This is a genomic window from Halomonas sp. DP8Y7-1, from assembly GCF_019801685.1.
Taxonomy (GTDB): domain Bacteria; phylum Pseudomonadota; class Gammaproteobacteria; order Pseudomonadales; family Halomonadaceae; genus Halomonas; species Halomonas litopenaei_A.
The window spans coordinates 47,844-68,466 of sequence record NZ_JAHVIN010000007.1 but is presented as its reverse complement, the minus strand read 5'-3'; the positions used below and the strand labels follow the sequence as shown (position 1 = coordinate 68,466).

Annotated in this window: 7 protein-coding genes; all 7 read right to left on the bottom strand. The window is 61.3% G+C overall.

Annotated features, from left to right (window positions below):
- Nucleotides 1–33 precede the first annotated feature (33 nt).
- Nucleotides 34–732: an urea ABC transporter ATP-binding subunit UrtE gene (gene urtE / locus KUV41_RS11055; protein ID WP_206944661.1), complete on the bottom strand. Its 699-nt coding sequence runs from the start codon at nucleotides 730–732 to the stop codon at nucleotides 34–36.
- A gap of 139 nt (nucleotides 733–871) precedes the next feature.
- Nucleotides 872–1,705, bottom strand: coding sequence for an urea ABC transporter ATP-binding protein UrtD (gene urtD / locus KUV41_RS11050; protein WP_206944663.1), 834 nt, complete (start codon nucleotides 1,703–1,705; stop codon nucleotides 872–874).
- Nucleotides 1,702–2,841, bottom strand: a complete 1,140-nt coding sequence (gene urtC, locus KUV41_RS11045; RefSeq protein WP_222486115.1) for an urea ABC transporter permease subunit UrtC — start codon at nucleotides 2,839–2,841, stop codon at nucleotides 1,702–1,704. Before urtC ends, urtD begins: the two co-directional genes overlap by 4 nt.
- 2 nt (nucleotides 2,842–2,843) lie before the next feature.
- Entirely contained in the window at nucleotides 2,844–4,487 is a 1,644-nt protein-coding gene (urtB, locus tag KUV41_RS11040) for an urea ABC transporter permease subunit UrtB (RefSeq protein ID WP_222486114.1), read from the bottom strand.
- Nucleotides 4,488–4,592: 105 nt separating this feature from the next.
- The gene (urtA, locus tag KUV41_RS11035) at nucleotides 4,593–5,843 is read right to left on the bottom strand and encodes an urea ABC transporter substrate-binding protein (RefSeq protein WP_224852092.1); all 1,251 of its coding nucleotides are present in this window, start codon (nucleotides 5,841–5,843) and stop codon (nucleotides 4,593–4,595) included.
- Between the two features lie 363 nt (nucleotides 5,844–6,206).
- Nucleotides 6,207–7,001 carry a 4'-phosphopantetheinyl transferase gene (locus tag KUV41_RS11030; protein ID WP_222486030.1) on the bottom strand — a complete coding sequence of 265 codons (795 nt, stop codon included), beginning with the start codon at nucleotides 6,999–7,001 and terminating at the stop codon, nucleotides 6,207–6,209.
- Between the two features lie 76 nt (nucleotides 7,002–7,077).
- Nucleotides 7,078–20,295 carry a non-ribosomal peptide synthetase gene (locus tag KUV41_RS11025; RefSeq protein ID WP_222486111.1) on the bottom strand — a complete coding sequence of 4,406 codons (13,218 nt, stop codon included), beginning with the start codon at nucleotides 20,293–20,295 and terminating at the stop codon, nucleotides 7,078–7,080.
- Nucleotides 20,296–20,623: the final 328 nt, after the last annotated feature.

The window sequence follows — 20,623 nt, the reverse complement described above, 5'->3', positions numbered from 1 at the left end:
TGGTGGTGCGAGCTGTCGAGCGCCACTTTCGCCCTAGACGGTCAGGTAGCGCTTCACCACGTCATCACTCAATGCTGCTATGTCGCCCTCCGCTACGCGCCGGCCACGATCAAGGATGGCAAAACGATCTGCAAAACGGCGAGCAAAGGGGAGCTTCTGCTCCACCAGCAGTACGGTCAGCCCATCATCGGCGATCAGACGGCGAATGACCTCGCCAATCTGGGCGACGATGTTCGGCTGGATGCCCTCCCCCGGCTCATCGAGGATCAGTAGTTTAGGCTCGAGTACCAACGCACGCCCGATGGCCAGCTGCTGCTGCTGGCCGCCCGAAAGATCCCCGCCACGACGCTGGCGCATTTCCTTGAGCACGGGAAACAGCTCGTAGATGCGCTCGGGTACCTGGCGCAGGCCGTCCCCGCGCGCTGCCAGACCGGTACGCAGGTTCTCTTCCACCGTCAGCAGTGGAAAAATCTGGCGTCCCTGAGGCACGTAACCGATGCCAAGGCGGGAGCGATCTTCCAGCCGACGGCGCTCCAGAGCCACGCCATCCGCGTATTCCAGCGCGCCTCCACGGATCGGCACTTCGCCCATGATGGCTTTCATCAACGTCGTCTTGCCGACACCATTGCGCCCCAGCACGCAGGTGCAGGCCGCTTTGGGCACCTGCAGATCCAGGTCCCACAGCGTATGGCTTTCGCCATAGAACTGGTTGAGCCCACGAATGTTCAGCATTGGCGGGCCCTCCGCTGTGCCAGCGCAGCGAGCCAGCGCGGATATCGCCGTCTTTTCATGCGGGCTCCCCTGACGCGATCCCATGCGACGACATAGGCACTTCGTACACCGGGATCCAGTGGAAAGCGTTCCAGTCCCATCATGCAGCCTCCTCATCGCCACCCAGATAGACCTCGACCACCCTGGGGTCGCTGGCCACCTTGTCCATGCTGCCTTCCGCCAGCACGGAGCCTTGATGCAGCACCGTGACGGTGCGTGCGATGGACCTGACAAAGCCCATATCGTGCTCAACCACCACCACGGAATGCTTGCCGGCCAGTCCCTTCAAGAGCTCGGCAGTACGCTCCATTTCCTGTTCGGTCATACCGGCAACGGGTTCGTCCACCAGCAGCAACCGCGGGCGCTGCATCAACAACATGCCGATCTCGAGCCACTGCTTCTGACCGTGGGACAGGATGCCTGCCTGGCGACGGCTCAAGGCTGACAGGCCGACGGTTTCCATGACCTCTTCGATACGATTGCGCAGGTCAGCATTCCGTCGAGCGACCAGGGTGGGCCACAGACTCTTGTCGGTGGCCATGGCAAGCTCCAGGTTCTCGAACACACTGAGCGCCTCGAACACCGTGGGTTTCTGGAATTTCCTTCCAATACCCAGGCGTGCGATCTCCGGCTCGTTCTTGGTCAGCAGGTTATGACGACTGCCAAACCAGACGCTGCCCGTATCAGGGCGGGTCTTGCCGGTGATGATGTCCATCATGGTGGTCTTGCCGGCACCGTTGGGGCCGATGATGCAGCGTAGTTCGCCGTCGTCGATGGTCAGGTTGAGATCATTGATGGCCTTGAAGCCATCAAAACTGACGGAGACATCCTCCAGATAGAGGATGGGGCCATGGCGGACATCGACCGGGGACGCCTGCGGCACCAGAAAGTCGAAGACACGATCGCGATCGGCCAGACCATGCAGAAAACTCATGGGGTCGCCTCCTGTTTTACCGCCATGTTGTTAGGTGCATCATCGTGCTGACGGCGACGCGACAATAGCCCGGCGATACCCTGAGGCAGCAGCACGGTGACCAGCACGAACAGCGCCCCCAGGGCAAACAGCCAGGCCTCGGGCATGATCCCGGTGAACACGCTCTTGGCATAGTTCACCGCCAGCGCGCCTATGACCGCGCCATACAGGGTCGCCCGCCCCCCTAGGGCCACCCACACCACGACCTCGATGGAAAACAGCGGGGAGAATTCGCTGGGATTGATGATCCCTACCTGGGGCACATACAGGGCGCCAGCGACCCCGGCCAGCATCGCCGAGACGACGAACACGAACAGCTGGTAGCGCTCTACCCGGTAGCCGAGAAAGCGAGTGCGCGACTCAGCGTCACGTACTGCCACGCAGACGCGGCCAAGCTTGCTCACGACAATGGCTCGGCACAGCAGAAACCCTAGTGCCAGGGCGACGCCTGAGGCGATGAACAAGCCCAGGCGCGTGCTGTCGGCGGACAAGTCGAAGCCCAGCAGCTCCTTGAAGTCGGTCAGGCCATTGTTGCCGCCAAAGCCCATCTCGTTGCGGAAGAACGCCAGCATCAGCGCGAAGGTCAGGGCCTGGGTGATGATCGACAGGTAAACCCCGGTGACCCGTGAACGGAACGCCAGAAAGCCGAACACCAGCGCCAGCAGGCCCGGCGCCAACAGCACCATCGCAAAGGCCACGCCCGGCATGTCGAACCCCAGCCAGTACCAGGGAAGGCTATCCCAGTCGAGGAAGACCATGAAATCGGGCAGCAACGGGTCGCCATAGACGCCGCGGTCGCCGATCTGGCGCATCAGGTACATGCCCATGGCGTAGCCGCCCAGGGCGAAGAAAGCACCGTGGCCAAGGCTGAGAATGCCTAGATACCCCCAGACCAGGTCCACAGCGACCGCCAGCAAGGCATAACACAGATACTTGCCGAGCAAGGTAACGGTATAAGTAGAGACGTGAAGCGGGTGATCGGCGGGCAACAGGTTGGCCAGCACCACCAGAGCCATGGCGCCACACAGCACCGCCAGGAAGGTCAGCGTTGAGCGCTCGCCAAAGGGGCGAGCAAGCCAGTGTCGGGATGTCATCATGCTCAGCCCTCCGCCGCGCGGCCTTTCTGCGGGAACAGTCCCCGCGGCCGCTTTTGAATGAACAGAATGATGAACACCAGCACCAGAATCTTGGCCAGCACTGCCCCGGCCCAGGGCTCAAGTACCTGATTGATCACGCCAAGCGAGAGCCCGGCGACCAGGGTGCCCCACAGGTTACCGACGCCACCGAAAACCACCACCATGAAGGAATCGATGATGTAGTTCTGACCCAGGTTGGGACCCACGTTGGTCAGCTGGGACAGCGCCACGCCAGCAAGGCCTGCCACGCCGGAGCCCAATGCAAACGTCAAGATATCGACACGGGTCGCCCGAATCCCCATGGAACGCGCCATGGCACGATTCTGGGTGACAGCTCTCACCTCCAGGCCCAATCGCGTCCTGCGCATGACCAGCATCAGCGCGGCAAAGACCAGCACCGCAAACCCGAGCACGTACAGCCGGTTGAGGGTCAGCGACAGCGCATCGTTGATGACCAGCGAGCCGCTCATCCACTCCGGTGTCACCACGGTACGATTCAGGGGAGAAATCAGCGTACGTACCAGCTGCTGCAAGATCAGGCTGACACCAAAGGTGGCCAGCAGGGTTTCCAGCGGCCGCCCCTTCAGAAACTGGATGACGCCCCGCTCGATCGCGACACCCACCAGTGCCGCCACCAGAAAGCCTGCCGGTATCGCCAGCAGCAGCGCCAGCCCCGGCTGCCCCGGCAACAGCTGCTGCATCGCCCAGGTGGTGTAGGCTCCCAGCATGATCAGTTCGCCGTGAGCCATGTTGATCACACCCATAACGCCGAAGGTGATCGCCAGACCAATCGCCGCCAGCACCAGCACCGAGCCCAGCGACAGGCCGAAGTAGAGCGTCTCGGCGGCGCGATTGAGCTTCAGCGACTGCTCAATGTCAGCCAGCGCTGCAGACGCCGCGTCGGCCACCACGGCGTCTTCGCTGCGGCTGGCCTGCATCAATGCCGCCCTGACCTGTCCATTCAGACTGCCGGCGAGGTCCGCGACAGCGGCGCTGTCGCCCTGTTCCAGTCGGTGGATGGCAATCGCCTGGGTCAGGGTCGCCGCCACCTCCGGGTCACTCTCGTTCTGGGCAAGTTCCGACAGGGACTCCACCACCTCGGTATCGACGTCCCCTAGCAGCGCTTTCGCTGCAATCAGCCGCTGCGCGGGATCATCGACGCGCAGATCCAGCAGGGCCAGGGTGCTGTCCAGGTGGCCACGCAGACGATTGTTGATGGCGACCCGGTCAAGCTCGCGCCGCGACACCTCCCCTGCCTCTTCCATGGTGAGGGCATCTGCCACCGGCCATTGACGGCCTCGGTTGGCCAGAATCACGACAATGTCGCCGCTGTCCTTGACCTGGGCCAGCTTGCCCTCGGCGAAACTCTCGAGCCATCCGCGTGCGCGCGTGTCACCACTCGCGGCAATGGCATCGATCGCCGCTTCTTTTTCGCGAAAGCTGGCCTCAGCGAGTGCCTGCAGCAGCTCGCGACCAGCGTCTTCCTCTGGAGTTGCACTGGTGTCCTGCGCTGCGGCGTTGTCCTGTCCAAGAGCACATGGCCCAAGAGCGACCAGGCTGACCAGCAGCAGCGCCTTCAACCAGTATCGCCATGCTGTTGTGTTCATAGCGGAATTCCGTGAGCGCCCTTGTCAGATCGTCAAGGGCATCATGATGGGCGTGGTCCTGGCCGGGACGTCATGGCGCCCCGGCCGTGTTTTTGGTAGCGAATGTCACTCCGTGGCAGCAACGTCGGCGCCGCCGCCGCAGCTACCCTGCACCACGTTGTAGTTGCCGCACTCGAGCGGTGCACGCCAGTCGCTGATCAGATCGCGGGAGCCTTCCAGGTAGTCTGACCAGGCATCCCCAGCGACGGTGGAGGGCGTTTCCCACACGACCGAGAATTGGCCGTTGTCCTGGATTTCACCGATCAGCACGGGCTTGGTGATGTGGTGGTTGGGCATCATGGTGGCGTAACCACCGGTGAGGTTGGGCACCGACACCCCAATAATGGCTTCCTTGACGGCGTCCACCTCGGTGGTACCGGCCTTGCGCACCGCTTCTGTCCACATGTTGAAGCCAATGTAGTGAGCTTCCATGGGGTCGTTGGTCACGGCGTTGTCGTCCCCTGTGTAGTCGTACCAGGCGTCGATAAAGTCGTAGTTGGCGTCTTCGTCGACGCTCATGAAGTAGTTCCAGGCTGCCAGGTGGCCTACCAAGGGAGCCGTATCCAGGCCGGACAGCTCCTGCTCACCTACGGAGAAGGCGACGACTGGAATATCAGCGGCATCAACGCCCTGATTGGCCAGCTCACGATAGAAGGGAACATTGGCGTCGCCGTTGATCGTGGAGACCACGGCGGTTTTCTTGCCCGCTCCGCCAAACTGCTTGATCTCGGAGACGATGTTCTGCCAATCCGAGTGACCGAAAGGGGTGTAGTTGACCATGATGTCCTCGTCGGCCACCCCCTGGGACTTCAGGTAGGCCTCGAGGATCTTGTTGGTGGTGCGCGGATAGACGTAGTCGGTACCCGCCAGCACCCAGCGCTCCACGCCGACATCGTTCATCAGGTAGTCGACGGCCGGAATGGCCTGCTGATTCGGTGCAGCGCCGGTGTAGAAGACGTTCTCGGAGGACTCTTCCCCCTCATACTGAACCGGGTAGAACAGCAGCCCATTAAGCTCTTCCACCACCGGCAACACGGACTTGCGAGAGACCGAGGTCCAGTTGCCGAAGATCACGTCGACCTCATCCTGGGCCAACAGCTCACGCGCTTTCTCGGCAAACAGCGGCCAGTTGGATGCCGGGTCAACCACCACCGGCTCCAGCTCGCGACCCAGCAATCCCCCCGCTTCATTCTGCTGCTCGATCAGCATCAGCATGGTGTCCTTAAGCGTCGACTCGCTGATCGCCATGGTGCCGGACAGGGAATGCAGGATGCCGACCTTGATCGGGTCCTCGTCGGCAACGGCGGGAGCCGCCATCGCCACAGACAGTGCTGACAGCGCAAAGGCAGAAAGCGCCAAGGAACGGCGGGCAGGATTGAGCACAGCAGAGGCCGAAGCTAAGGACATGGGAAATTCTCCAGGGTGACGTTGTCGTTATCGGAGTCGTGGCGACAGGTCGCGGTGCGCGATCGTCGCCTCACTCTGACAAAGCAAGTTCCATGCCACTTATGTTTTCACGGGCCCCGGTGTTATCTCCCGGTTCTCTTCGGACTGGCAAAGGCACCCTCTTGGTGCAGCCACCCTAGCCGACTTGCACCAAAAGCAGACGTTGACGTCTGCCATCCCAAAGCCTTAGTAACGTTCTTCAAGACGTTCCGCGCCATCCCGCTAAGAGCCGCCTTACGACTCACCCCCGAGCAGGCACAGGGTGATGACCTTCCCCGCTTCAATATGGAAGGCCACAGGCCACTCGATATGCTCGTGACAAGGCGCCCTCCCGTGGGCTGGTCCAGCAGATTGCCATGCGCACGACGGACGAAAGACAAGAAGGCCAGGCAGCGCACGATGCAGACAGACCTCCGCAAAGTCCACGTAGCGCTTTAGATCAGGAAAGATGGCCTTGTAGATCGCCTCCTTTGCACTGAAAAGAAGCGTCACCGCCATAGACCTCGATAGCCACCCTGGAAGGTGCAGGAGTTCAGCACCACTCGCGACCACCTCTGCCACGCTATCGGCCTCATCAGCGTCCAGACACTGCTCCACGTCAATGCCCACCCCTGCATATAAATCAGAGGGTGCCACGGCGGATAACGCCAGATCGCTGCAGTGAGAGATGCTGCCAAGCACGCCAGGGGGCCACCGCGGAAGACGGTCAGCCCCCCTGCCCGGCACCCCGCTGTCGATGCCCAACAGACCAAGCGCATAGACCGCGCAGAGTCGCCCGGCCCGGTACTCATCGCGCCGTTTCGCTACAGCGCCCTCCAATTCGGACGGCAACGGCACCCTGGCCAGCGCCTGTCGCACAGGCTCCTTGCTGCGCGCCCACGACATTTGCACCGCCCCACTGCTAGCGAGCCAGAAGCCAGCGATAGCGAGCCCAGGCCGGTGCAGTGCCCTCAGCTGGAAGGGCTGGCCGTAGGCCTGTCGATCGCCCGTGAGCGGAGTGCCAGCCCCGCCGATCGAGATGAAGCTCATTCCCCTTCTCGACCGACGGGGGCTGAACGGCTCAGGCAGTCACATTTGACATACTGCATCACCTTCGCCGATACGCTTACGTCTTCAAGGGGTCGGTCAGGTCGTTGACCAGCACCTCGGCGATCCAGTCAACGGCATCCAGCATCCCCATATGGGTCACTCCCGGGCATGGAATGAGGGCGGGTACCGTACGTGAGAACTCGGCAACGTTATTGTCAAAGACCGAGCTCAGCACCAGATCATCGGGGACACCACCAGGCCGGCCCTCGACGGGCGCCACCTCTTCCAGCGCCTTGAACAGCACGACCTGAGTACTCTTCAGCGGTCGCTCAAGGGCGGAGCGCAGCATGTCACGGTTGACCTCGTACAGCTCCTCCCAGCGGTTCAACAGAAACTCATCCGGCGGGATACCCTTGTTGACCAACTCCTGCTCGAAATCATCGCGCACGTCCTTGGCGTTACCAAGAAAGTCCGCGTCCCCCATGTTGAAGTAGGTGTCCAGCAGGTACAGACGAACCTTGGTGAAGCCTCGCTGCTCCAGCTGCCAGGCCATCTCGGTGGCGATATTGCCGCCCAGTGACCAACCCAGCAGGCGCACCTCCTGATCCACCGCCAGATGCTCCTCCATGACCTTGAGGTAGAGCGCTGCAATATTGATCAAAGAGGCTTCCGGTTGGACCACGGTGTGGTTGTAGTTGTCGATGCCGTAACAGGCGTAGTGTTCGCCCATGGCGTCGACCAACGTCCTGTACACATCACTGTTGCCGTAGCCTGCATGAACCATGAACAGCTTACTACCGCTCTCCCTGCCGCCGCCGAGGAAGCGCATCAGCATGCTGAGCTCCTCGCCTTCCCCGCTGGCGATGAACTCGGCCAGCTGGGACACCGTGGTGTAGCGATAGAACGCCGATACGGACACCGTGTGCCCTGCCTGGGCCCGCATCAGGGAGGTCAACTTGATCAGCTTGATCGAGTCTCCTCCCAACAGGAAGAAGTCATCCTCGACGCCGACCCGCTCATGGCCCAGCACCTCTTGCCACTGCTGGCACAGCTGAGCCTCGAGTGACGTCCTGGGCGCCACGTAGGCTTGGGCGGAGCCCTCCAGGGTCGGTGCAGGAAGCGCCTTGCGGTTGAGCTTGCCGTTGATGGTCAACGGAATCGCGTCAATGAACTGGCAGCTGGCTGGCACCATATAGGACGGCAGCCGCTCCGACAGGCGCTGCTTCAAGGTGGCGACCTCGATCTGCTGTTCCTCCGCGGACACCACATAGGCGGCAAGACTTTGCTGACCGGCGTCGCCATAAGCCACCACTACCGCCTGGCGCACCTCCGGCTGAGCCGTCAATGCCGCTTCGATCTCACCCAGTTCAATACGATTGCCCCTGATTTTCACCTGAGCATCATTACGCCCCAGGTAGAGCAGGCCGCCATCCGGTAGCCAGCGGACCAGGTCACCCGTGCGGTAGAGACGATGGCTACCGGAACAACGTGCATCCGGCTCCGGCGCCAGCGGGTTTTCGAGGAAGCGCTCCTGGGTCAGGCTGTCACGGTTCAGATAGCCCCGTCCTACGCCGGCTCCACCAATGTAGAGTTCTCCTGTGGCGCCCACCGGGACAGGCCGCATGCCTTGATCAAGAACGTACACCTGGGTGTTCAACAGCGGCGTACCGATCTGCTGGGCGGCGTCTCCGGGGTGATAGCGATGGGCCGTCGCACAGACCGCGGCTTCGGTGGGACCATAGGCATTGTAGAGACGCAGATCGTCCCGATAGAAGCGGTCAAGCAGCTCGGTGACAGGCGCCTCTCCACCCACCACCAGCGTCTTGAGCGAGCGCCAGTGACTCGGGTCAAGCTGCCCCAGCATGACCGGGGGCAGGATGGCCAGTTCGATTTTCTGCTCTTTGGCCACTCGGTCAAGCTCGAGCACATCTCGCCTGACCTCGTGAGAACACACGACACAGCGAAGACCACAGGCAAGGCTGACAAACAGCTCAAACACGCTGGCGTCAAAGATGACGTCGGCGAACAGCAGGCTGGTGGCACACTCTTCCACCCCAAACCGCTGCCGCTGGGCCGCCACCAGATTGACCGCATGACGGTGCTCGATCATCGCCCCTTTCGGCACCCCCGTGGTGCCTGAGGTGTAGATGACATACGCCAGACTGTCCGGCGTTGCGCCCCCTGTCGCGTCGTCTTCCGAGCCCAGCCAAGCGGCGTCATCGGTCAGCGTCACCAGCCCGGGCATCTGCGCCATGTCGGACCACCATTCCTGTAGCCTTGAACGGTACTGCTCATGACACAGCACCAAGCCGAGGCCAGCATCCTCCACGATAAAACGGGAACGCTCGTTCGGATGCTCCGGCGACATCGGTACGTAGGCGGCCCCCGCCTTGAGAATCCCGAGGATGGCCACCACCAGGTCGACATCGCGATCCAGGTAGAGGCCAATCAACGTATCCGCGGTGATCGGTCGCTGGAACAGCTCAACGTGCTGCTTACGCAGACCATGCGCGACGCGATTGGCTCTGCTGTTCAGCTGCGCATAGCTTAGCTGGACCGCGTCATCGACAAGGGCAATGGCGTCTGGGGTCCTTGCCACCTGGGCCTCAAACAGACCATGCAGGGTCATGGCGGACGTCAGCGGCTGATGAGTGCTGTTCCACTGGTCCAGCAGTTGCGCTTTCTCCTCCTTAAGCAACAGCTCGATCTCGGAGTGGCGACCGCCCATCGCCGCGATATGCACCATCTGCCCCACCACATGGGTCAGCCGCTCGAGCAAACGCTGAGCGTTGTCTTCATTCAACCAGCTGGCGTCAGACTCCAGCTTGAACGACAGCCGACCCTGGTCCATGAAGACGATCAGCGACAGCGGGTAGTTGACCTTTTCCTGGGCCCCGCGCACATGACGCTTGGTGTCTCCGCTTTCACCGTCGGCCTTGGCCACCGGGTAATTCTCGAACACCACCAGGCTGTGAAACAGCCGCTGCGCCCCAGGCTGCAGCTCGGCCAAGGGAATCCCACAGTGGGTGTTCATCTCCAGGGTGGTGGCCTGAACAGTGGCGAGCACATCACGTAGCCTGCCATCGGCGGGCCAGTCGATGACCAGCGGCAGCGTATTGATGAACAGACCCGCGCTCTGCTCGATCCCTTGTACCGCGATATCGCGCCCGGAAAGCGTCATGCCGGTGATGGTCTGGGAGGCTCCGCTGTAGACCTGCAAGAGCTTGTGCCAAGCCGTCTGCACGATGGTGTTCAGGGTGACACCCAGCTCGTGACACAGAGACTGCATGCCGTCCTGCACCGGCTCCTCCAGCACCAGACCTGCCGATACCGGGCTCCGTATGACCCGAGTATCACGCCACTCGCGACCCTCGAGCAGCCCCTCCAGACTGGTCTCCCCTTCCCAGGTCGCCTTCTTGGCGGCCCAATAGGAGCGGGTAGCGTCTGCCTGTCGCAACTGATAGCGCTGGGCTTCGGCGTAGGCATCATCGCGCCCCGGACGAGGATGCTCCCCCCGCTCGATGGCATCGAAGTAGCCATGCAGGCTTTGCCACAACAGGGCGGTCGACCATCCGTCGGTCACCGCATGATGGGTATTGACCAGCACGGTCACTCCGTGAGTACCGCGCTGAATCAGCGTGACGCGGAACAGTCCCGGGCGCGACAGGTCGAAACTCTCCAAACGATCCTGCGCCTGAATCTCCTCAATGGTTCGATCATGCTCCTCGAGCGGTACGTCGCTGATATCCCGAAGACGGAAGCAGTGTTCATCCAGCGTCAGTGATCTCGCAACCACCTGCAGGATATCGCCCTCCTCCCAGTCAAAGCCGACACGCAGGCTCGGATAGTGCTCCACCAACAGCTCCCATGCGCGGCGATAGCGGTCGATGCGCAAGCCCTCTGAATAGTCGACCAGCAGCTGCACGCGGTAGGCATCGTCCTCGGGATGATTCAAGGCATGGAAGATCATCCCCACCTGCAGACTGTTGGCGGCATACAGCGCCTCGACATCGTAGCGCTGCTCCAGAGAACTCAGACGAGACAGGGTCAACCCTGCGACATCGAAGTCCGAAGGTGTGCGCACGCCACCGGTGCGCGCCGCACCCATGGCCGTGGCGGCCACCTCCCGAAGTCGCTCCTGCAGACGGTCTCTTACCTCGATGGAAACGCTTTCTCCCAGCTGGGTGGTGACGTCGAAGAACAGCTGATCGTCGAGCACGGCGCCGTTGATGTTGATGATAAAGCGATCGCGGTTGTCCGGAGACATGGCCCGCCCGCAGGGCTCCACCACCAGTCCATAGGTCGCCTGCTGCGGCGCTGAGAACTGGCCAAGATAGTTGAAGCTGATCCGCGGCATCGAGGCTTCCGGCAACCACCCGGCCTGCTTCAGCGCACCGAAGCCAAGACCGCCGTCGGGAATGCCACGAAGCCCTTCCTTGGTCCTGATGATCACCTCTTCAGTGTCACCCTCGGTATTGACCCGCACCGGATACTGGACCGTGAACCAGCCCAGGGTAGACGACAGGTCGATTCGATCGTCCAGGGGCTGACGACCATGGCCTTCCAGCAGCAGGGTCACGTCTGACTGCTTCAGCACATCTGCCAGAGCCAGGGACACGGCACTCACCAGCAGGTCATTGATCTGGGTGTGATAGCCGGCAGGGGCCTGATGCAGCAGTGCATCGGTGTCCTCTCGAGAAAATTCCAGCGTCGCCGAGGCAGGTGCTTGCAATGCCTGCTGCTGGCACCTTTCCTCGAGCCACTGCTCCCCGCCATCCGCGGCCACGACATGCCGCCAGTAACTGGACTGCTCGGTGTGCTCCTGGGCGTAGCGATGGACCGCTGCCACCCACTGACGATAGCTGGTGGTCTTGGACGGCAGGCTGCCGCCTTCCAGCAACTGCACCAGATCCCGTGCCAGAATCCGCCAGGATACTGCGTCCACCACCAGATGATGCAGGGCGAAACAGAGACGCGAGCGGCCGTCGTCATAGCCGCTGAGGTGGATCACCTGCCACAGCGGTCCATGCTCGATATCAAACTGGCTCTGATGCCGCGTCAATTCCTGCTGGAGCCACTCATCGTCACCCTCCGTCACCGACAGGGTGATCACCGGGGCGGGCATCATGTCCGGTGCATAGCACTGCCGATACCCCGATTTCTCACGCACGAACCGGCAGCAAAGCATGTCGTGCTGGTGGCTCAGCGCCACCAGGGCCTCTTGCAGCTCGGGCACGGTCACGCGCTCTGGTATGGCCACCATGAAGGCCTGATTCCAATGCCCCGGCTGGGCAAACTCCTGCTCGAAAAACCACGATTGAATCGGCAACAGCGAGAACGTGCCAGCAAGCCGGCCCTGCTCGGCATCGATGTCGGCCCCATCCTGACGCTGGGCCAGGCGGGCCGCCAGCGACGAGATGCGAGGCGCGTCAAAGATGTCCCGACCCTGCAAGGCAATCCCCGCCTGCCTCAGTCTGGCGACCAGTTGAATGCTGATGATGGAGTCGCCACCAATCTGGAAGAAGTCGTCCTCGATGCCGACCCTTTCACGTCCCAGCACCCGCGCCCAATGCTCGCAGAGTGTTGCTTCCAAGGTAGTGCGAGGCGCCACATAGGACTGCTGGCGATCCTCTTCCTCGGGTTCGGGAAGCGCCTGACGATCCAACTTGCCGTTGATCGTCAGGGGTATCGCGTCGATGCAGGTGCAGCTTGCCGGCATCATGTAGGACGGCAGCCGCTCCGCCAGCCGATGGCGCAGCTCCGCCATGCTGATGGTTCGCTCTGGCGCCAGGATCACATAGGCCGCCAGACTCTGCTGCCCTGGCTGACCGTGGGCCACGACCACCGCCTGGCTGATCTCCGGCTGCGACGTCAATGCGGTCTCGACCTCACCCAGCTCGATGCGGTACCCGCGTATCTTCACCTGGTCATCGTTACGTCCGAGATAGATCAGGCTGCCATCCTGCAGCCACCTCACCATATCGCCCGTGCGATACAGACGTGCCCCTTGCTCACCGTGAGTGCTTGCCCCTGCGAAGGGATCCGCCACGAAGCGCTCCCGGGTCAACGCATCGCGATGCAGATATCCGCGGCCCACCCCAGCACCGCCGATATACAGCTCTCCAACGGCACCGACGGGCACCGGCGCCATCTGCTCATCAAGCACATGCACCTGCACGTTGGTCAGTGGCTTGCCGATCTTGGCCGATGGATCCCCAGGCTGATAGCGGTGAGCCGTAGCACAGACGGTGCCCTCGGTAGGTCCGTAGGCGTTGAAAAGCCTCAGGTCCTCGCGATGGAAGCGGTCGAGAAAGTCCCTGACCGGTGCCTCCCCTCCCACCACCAGCGTCTTCAAGGATCGCCAACAGACCGGATCCAACTGCCCGAGCATGACCGGCGGCAGAATGGTCAGCTCGATCTGGTGGGTCTCGGCCAGGTCATTCAACAAGGCCACATCTCGTCTGGCCTCCTGCGAACACAGCACGCAGCGAAGTCCCGACGCCAGACTGACGAACAGCTCGAACACGCTGGCATCGAAGATAATGTCCGCATAGAGCAGGCTGGTAGTGCAATCCAGTACGCCAAAGCGCTCTTGCTGGGCCGCGACCAGGTGGACGGCGTGACGATGCTCGATCATCACGCCCTTGGGGGTCCCCGTCGTGCCCGAGGTGTAGATCACATAAGCCAGGTGATCTTCCTGGGCCATCGGTGCCACGGGCTCAGACGCCCCCAGCCAGTAGGCATCGGCCGCCATCGTCAGCAATACAGGCTTCGATGCCACTTCCTCCATGCATTCGCTCCAGCGGGCCTGATACTCCTGCTGGCAAAGCAGCACTCCCAGCTTGGCGTCGTCGGCCATGAACACGGACCGGTCCCGCGGATGCTCGGGCGACAGGGGGACGTAGGCGCCTCCTGCCTTGAGAATGCCGAGGATCGCCACGATCATGTCGACACGACGGTCCAGGTACAGGCCTACCCGAGTATCGGGTGCCATCGGCTGCCCGGCATGGGCGCTGGCGTACTCGTGGCGCAGCCCATGAGCGACCTGATTGGCCCGTGCGTCCAGCTCTCGATAGGTCAGCGAGGTGTGCTCATCCACCAGCGCCGTGGCCTCCGGGGTGCGCGCCACCTGAGCCTCGAACAGTCCATGCAGGGTGGCACCGGAACGGCGCGGAGCGCTGGTTGCATTCCAGTGCTGGATCAACTCCCGCTCACCCTTCAGCAGTAGTGACAGATCTACATGGCGCGCATCGGGAGCATCTACCACTTGCCCAATGACCCTTATCAGCCGTTGCAGCAACGCCACCGCATCAGCGTCGCTCAACCAGCGGCTGTCCGAGTCCAGGCGGAAGATCAGTTTCCCCCCCATCTCTCTGGCGACAAGGGCGAGCGGGTAGTCCAGTTTTTCCTGGATCGCCCGCACTGAGCGCGTCTGCTCCAAGGCGCCGCCCTCTGCCGGCGCCGGATAGTTCTCAAATACCACCAGGCTATGGAACAGCCTCTGCCCTCCCTCCTGCAGCTCCGCCAGAGACACTTCGGTGTAGGTGTTCATATCGACGGTTGCACGCTGCACGGCGTTGAGCACATCGCGCACCGTCGCCTTGGCCTCCCAGTCGATAACGAGAGGCAAGGTATTGATGTAGAGACCGATGCTGTGCTCGATCCCTTCTACGGGCAGATCGCGGCCCGACAGCGTCATCCCGGTAATGGTCTGGGTGGCGCCACTGAACCCTTGCAGCAGCTTGTGCCAGGCCATCTGAACCAGCGTATTGAAGGTCAGACCGGAGGCGTGACACAGGGCCTGCATGCGACGATAAAGGTCCTCATCCACGGTCAAGGCCGACGATAGCGGCTGCTGAACCACCCGCGCCTCACGCCATCCGCGGCCCGCGAGCAATCCGTCGAGCGTTGTGGGGCCCTGCCAGGTATTCCGTTTTTGTTGCCACCAGGCCGCGGAACGTCTGCGATGATTGAGATAATGACGCTGAGCCGCACCATAGGCACGGTCGCGACACACCGTGGGGCAGCGTCCTTGAGCCAGAGCATCGTAGAAGCCATGTAGGCTCTGCCACAGTAGCGAGGTCGACCACCCATCGCTGATGGCGTGGTGAACGGTAATCAGCACCGTGGCGTTGCTTTCTCCTCGACTGAACACGGTAACCCGGAAAAGTCCAGGCAACGACAGGTCAAAACCTTCGTCGCGATCAGCCTGGCGGGCCTCCTCGACGATGTGTTCATGATCTTCCGGGCGAACGGACGAAAGGTCTCGAACCCTGAAATGGCGATCAGACAAGACAATCTGACGTTCTGCCAACTGCAGAATCTCGTCGCCGTCCCAATCGAAGCCAATCCTGAGGCTCTCGTACTGAGCCACCAACAGCTCCCAGGCTCGCCGATACTGATCGAGGTTGACACCCGCCGTGTAGTCCACCAGCACCTGAACACGATACGCATCATCTTCGGGATAGTTCAGCGCATGGGAGATCATGCCCTTCTGCAAGCTCGTCGCAACGTAGACCGCCTCCACATCGCGGCGATCTGTCAGGCGCAGCCACCTCTCCATCGAGATGCCTTGAATAGCAAAATCAGATGGCGTGTGCCTGCCGCTACCACGGGAGGCTTCCAACGCCAATTGCACGACTTCAGCCAGTCTCGTCAGAAAGGACTCGGCCAGCGTGCAGGCGGTCTCAGCCCCTAGGCAGGTCACCAGGTCCACCTGTAGCTCACCCCCGACCACCCGACTGACGACCTGCACTTGTACCCTCGCCATCGACTCGCCAGCAGGACCTGGATCCACCGTGCCGCTCAACTCGGCGTCGAGCAGGTGCTGAGTGTCCTCCGCCACGTCACCCAGGAAGCAAAAGCTGGCCAGGGACTGTGCTCCGCCCTGTAATGCAGAGAGTGACGAAGTGTCTGGCAAAGGGGCTGGCGAAGGTCGCAATAAGGGGGCTGACGAGCCGCCCTGTACCATCGGGGCGAGCGCGCAGTTCAGGTGTGCTCGCACCGCCTCCTTGACCCCCATGACCAAGGTATCCAGCTCCCCCGTCGCCGACACGGAAAGCATGTAGGGGAAGGTAAATTGCCCGACCGTCGCGTCAAGGTCGAGGGAGGCGCTGCCGCCATGACGCCCACCATGATGGCCAGCATGGCGATAGTCTCCCTCCAGCAGCAGCATGATCTCCGGCTGCTCAAGAGTGTCAGCGAGGGCCTGGCTCAGTGCACTGATCAACAGTTCGTCCACGCGGCTATGAAAGCCGGCAGGCGCTTCCTTCAGCAGCACCAGGGTGTCTTCCGTCGACAGTGACCGAGTGACACGCTGCCACTCCTGGCTTGCCCCCGCGACAAGCGCGTCTGCCTCAACAGCATGCCTTTCACCGCCCAACGCAGCAGGTAACGTCTGGCCATCAAGCGTAGAGGCGCTTCCTGACGACTCCACCCACTGGCGAAAACTGCTGGTCTTGGCGGGTAGGGGCTCGCCCGCCAGCAGCCTTTGCAGATCCCGCCGCAGAATCTGCAGGGATGTACGATCTGCCAGCAAGGGATGAACGAACAGCATCAGCGCGCCAGGCTTTCCCGCTCTTGCCGTCAGCGCGGACTGCCACAAGGGGTCCACCGCCACGTCACAGGCCATCCATTGACGGGCCAAGGCCAGCGCCTGGGTCGTCACGTCATGGTCACCCCCCTCGAGGGTCGCTAGCGCAGGCAAAGGGGCGTCGGCGATATAGTGCTGTTGCCATTCACCGTCAACCAGCAAGGGGCGACTACGCAGCATATCGTGCTGATCGGCAAGCCGCCCCAGGGCGACCTTGATCTCCTGTTCACCGACGCCCTCTGGCGTTTCTACCAGCACGAGTTGCCCAGGGGCACGTGTCAGTCTGAAAGCGTCAGTCAGGATACTGGCGGCAGCGCCAGCCTGGTAGACGCCCGTAGACGCCTCCGCCACCGCCGCTGTGTCATGGTCCTGTGGCAACACGGTTAGCTGCTGCGCGTCCGGCTCCTCCTGTGATGCACTGTCTCCCTGACACCTGCCGGCACCGCTCGAAAGCCAGTGACGTTGGGTCGACGCCAAGGCGAAGGCTCCGGACAGCGTTCCCTGTTCCGCTTCATCGACGCTGATGCGTTGCTGCAGCAGAGCTGCAAGTGACGAGATGCGAGAGGCTTCGAAGAGATCGCGTCCCTGCAGGCGAATTCCCGCCTGCCGCAGACGCCCCACCAGCTGGATGGCAATGATGGAATCACCGCCTATCTGGAAAAAGTCATCCTCGATACCCACCCGCTCCAAGCCAAGTGCACTGGCCCAGTGCTCGCACAGCGACTGCTCCAACGCGGTGCGAGGGGCCACGTACTGATCCTGGCCTATCGACGTCTGGCTCGGGGCCGGCAACGCTCGCTTGTCCACCTTGCCGTTGATGGTCAGCGGAATCGCGTCGATTCCCTGAATGCTTGTCGGCAGCATGTAGGGAGGAAGTCGCTCGGCCAGTCGCTGCCTCAGGCTCGCCAGCTCGAGGCTCTGGCCGTCTACCATCACCACATAAGCCGCCAACGCGTAATGCGGCGACTCCCCCCAGGCAATAACGGCCGCCTGGTGAACGTCAGGCTGGGCCACCAAGGCAGCTTCGATCTCGCCAAGCTCGATGCGGTAGCCCCGCACCTTGACCTGGGTATCGTTACGTCCGAGGTATAGCAGGTGACCACTAGGCAACCAGCGCACCAGGTCACCGGTACGGTAAAGTCGCGTATGCCCGAGGGCACGCTGGTCATCCGTGGCAAAGGGGTTGTCGACGAAGCGCTCCCGGGTCAGCTCATCACGACCAAGATACCCCCGGGCAACACCGGCCCCACCTATGTAGAGCTCTCCAATGGCGCCTATCGGCACCTCAGCCATGTGCTTGTCCAATACATGCGCCTGAACATTGACCAATGGCTTGCCAATCATTGTCGCCGGGTCACCGGGACGATAGAGATGAGCCGTGGCGCATACCGCTGCCTCGGTCGGACCATACCCATTGAACAGGCGACGTCCCTCGTTGAAGAAGCGATCCATCAACTTGGCGGTCGGTGCCTCACCACCTACTACCAGTGCCCGCAGCGACGACCAACGCTTAGGATCAAGTTGACCGAGCAATACCGGGGGCAAAGTGGCCAGCTCTATCGCTTGCTGCTCGGCCAATTGATCCAGCAGTGCAGGGTCGTGTCGTGCGGCCTGGGAACAAATGACACTCTTCGAGCCTGCTAGGAGGCCCACAAAAAGCTCCGATACGCTGGCATCGAAAATGCTATCTGCGTACAGGAGGCTGGTAGCACACTCATGGGCATCCAGGATCGCCTGCTGAGCGAGCACCAGGTGGACAGCATGACGATGCTCCACCATCACACCCTTAGGCTGTCCGGTGGTGCCTGAGGTGTAGATGACATAGGCAAGATGGTGATCGCTGGCCACCTTAGAGGGACGAGTCTTTTCACCTAACCAGGCAGCATCCGGCGTCATCGTCAACACGATGGGCCTATCGGTTACGCCGCTCAGGCCATCGCGCAGACGCTCCTGGTATTGCGCGTGACACAAGATGAAAGCAGGAGCGGCATCTGCCGCGATAAAACCCAGGCGCTCGCTAGGGTGCTCTGGCGACAGTGGGAGATAACCGGCGCCTGCCTTCAGCACGCCGAGTATCGCAACCACGAGATCCACGGTGCGATCCAGATAGAGCCCGACCAACGAGTCTGGCGCCAGCGCGCTTCCCCGCTGCTGCTCACTCTGGAGCCGCAGTCCATGCGCCACACGGTTGGAGAGCACATCGAGTTCGGCAAAGCTCAGGGTGACCTGGCCGTCGGTCAACGCTGGCGCCTGTGGCGTCCGACGCACCTGGGCCTCGAACATATCGGTCAGGGTCGTGCCCACGGGCAAGGGAGCCGTAGCCGAGTTCCACTGACGCATTGCGGCGAGATCATCTGCACTGGGAAGACACAGACTGGCGACCGTACGGTCCGCTGCCCGCACGCCTCGCGCCATGAGATCGATCATGGCACTCATCATCTGCTCGGCATCCGACTCACTGAAGTAGTGATCGGAATAGATCAAACGAATCTGCAGGCTCCTGCCACTACCGTAGTCCAGCAGCTTGATCTGCAGTGGAAGGATCACATCCGTGGGATTGAGCTCTTCTGTATAGGACGCCACCTGATCGTCAAAATTGTTGTACATCATGACGATGTCGCAGTGATCCTGAGTGCTGTCCTGCTGCATTCGCCGCACTTCGGCGGCCGGATAGCAGCCGTGTCTGAATGCCTTGAGGGTGTTTCGCCCCGCTCTCGCCACCAGGTCGGAGAACGACGCCTCTCGCATCTCTGTGACTGGACAGTGCACCAAGGCCGCATTCGCCTGCATCCCGATGGTCTGCTCTGCACTCTTGCCGCGACGCCCATGCAGAGCCAGACCAAAGACCAGGCTATCTCCCGCCGTCTGTGTCGCAAAATGACAGCCACAGGCAGCTATCAAGACGCTCAGGGGGCTGGCACCCGTGCTTTCACAATATTCTTTGATCGAGCGGTTCACCGCTTCAGGTAGATCTCGGTTCAGCCACTTTCCTTGCTGCTTGGTAGAGCTTCGGTACCAGGCATTCAGACGCGTCACCTCGTGGGATGACAGAAAGTCACGCCAATACGCCTCGTCCTTGCGATACCTGGAAGAGCTCAAATACTCGCGAGCCGAATAGACTTGTGGCAGATAGGCGGGAGACGCCTTCAACCATTCGACACTGGCGTCATCGAGAAGACATTGATACGCCTTTCTCAATGATTCTCGCAGCACCGCCAGGCCAACACCATCGACAAAAACGTGGTGAGTCATCAAGCACAGAAAGTAGGAATTATCGCCCAACCCTAGCAAGCGTAAAGACACAGGACCTGTGGATCTATCCGTAAAGTCTGGCGTCCCATCAATCTGCTGTTTCATCCATTCCCTGGCGGCTGACCGGGGATCTTCTGCCTGAGAAAAGTCCAGGCATTCCAGTGATGTCTTCAGTTCACCAAACGGCAGCACCTGCTGGCCTACGCTCCCGTCAGGAGCGATCTCCAGCACCAGCCGCAGGCAATCGTGCTGCTTGACCAACAGCGTCCAGGCGTCAGCCAGGCGATCCACTTCGCTCTGAGAACCCAGGCGAACTTCATCGTACCACCCCAGTCGAAATTTCGAACTTTTCGGCTCGATCATCTGGGAGACATAGACGCCTTCCTGGACAGGATGTAGAGGATGGATAGCGGATTCTTTTGATGCATCTGAGAGCAATGAAGCGGACATGATCTTGGGCACTCAATTAACGGACTTATTCCGCCATAGATAACCCAACACCACCCACAAAAACACCCTGAACGACATCCAGATCCAATCACTGACAGAAAAAGGTACGACAAAGCACAGGCCAGGCTATAAGTGCACAAATATCGCACGAAGATCCCACGCAAAAAAGCCAATATAAACGCAAACAAGAGCCACAATAACCACACAAGAAACAGCGCAAAAAGTCCAACAAAACGCAGAAATGTATGAAAAATCATCTACTGAATGATGAATTTTCTCACACCAAAAAAGACAATAACTGCTTCAATAGAATCTGTTATATCGGTTT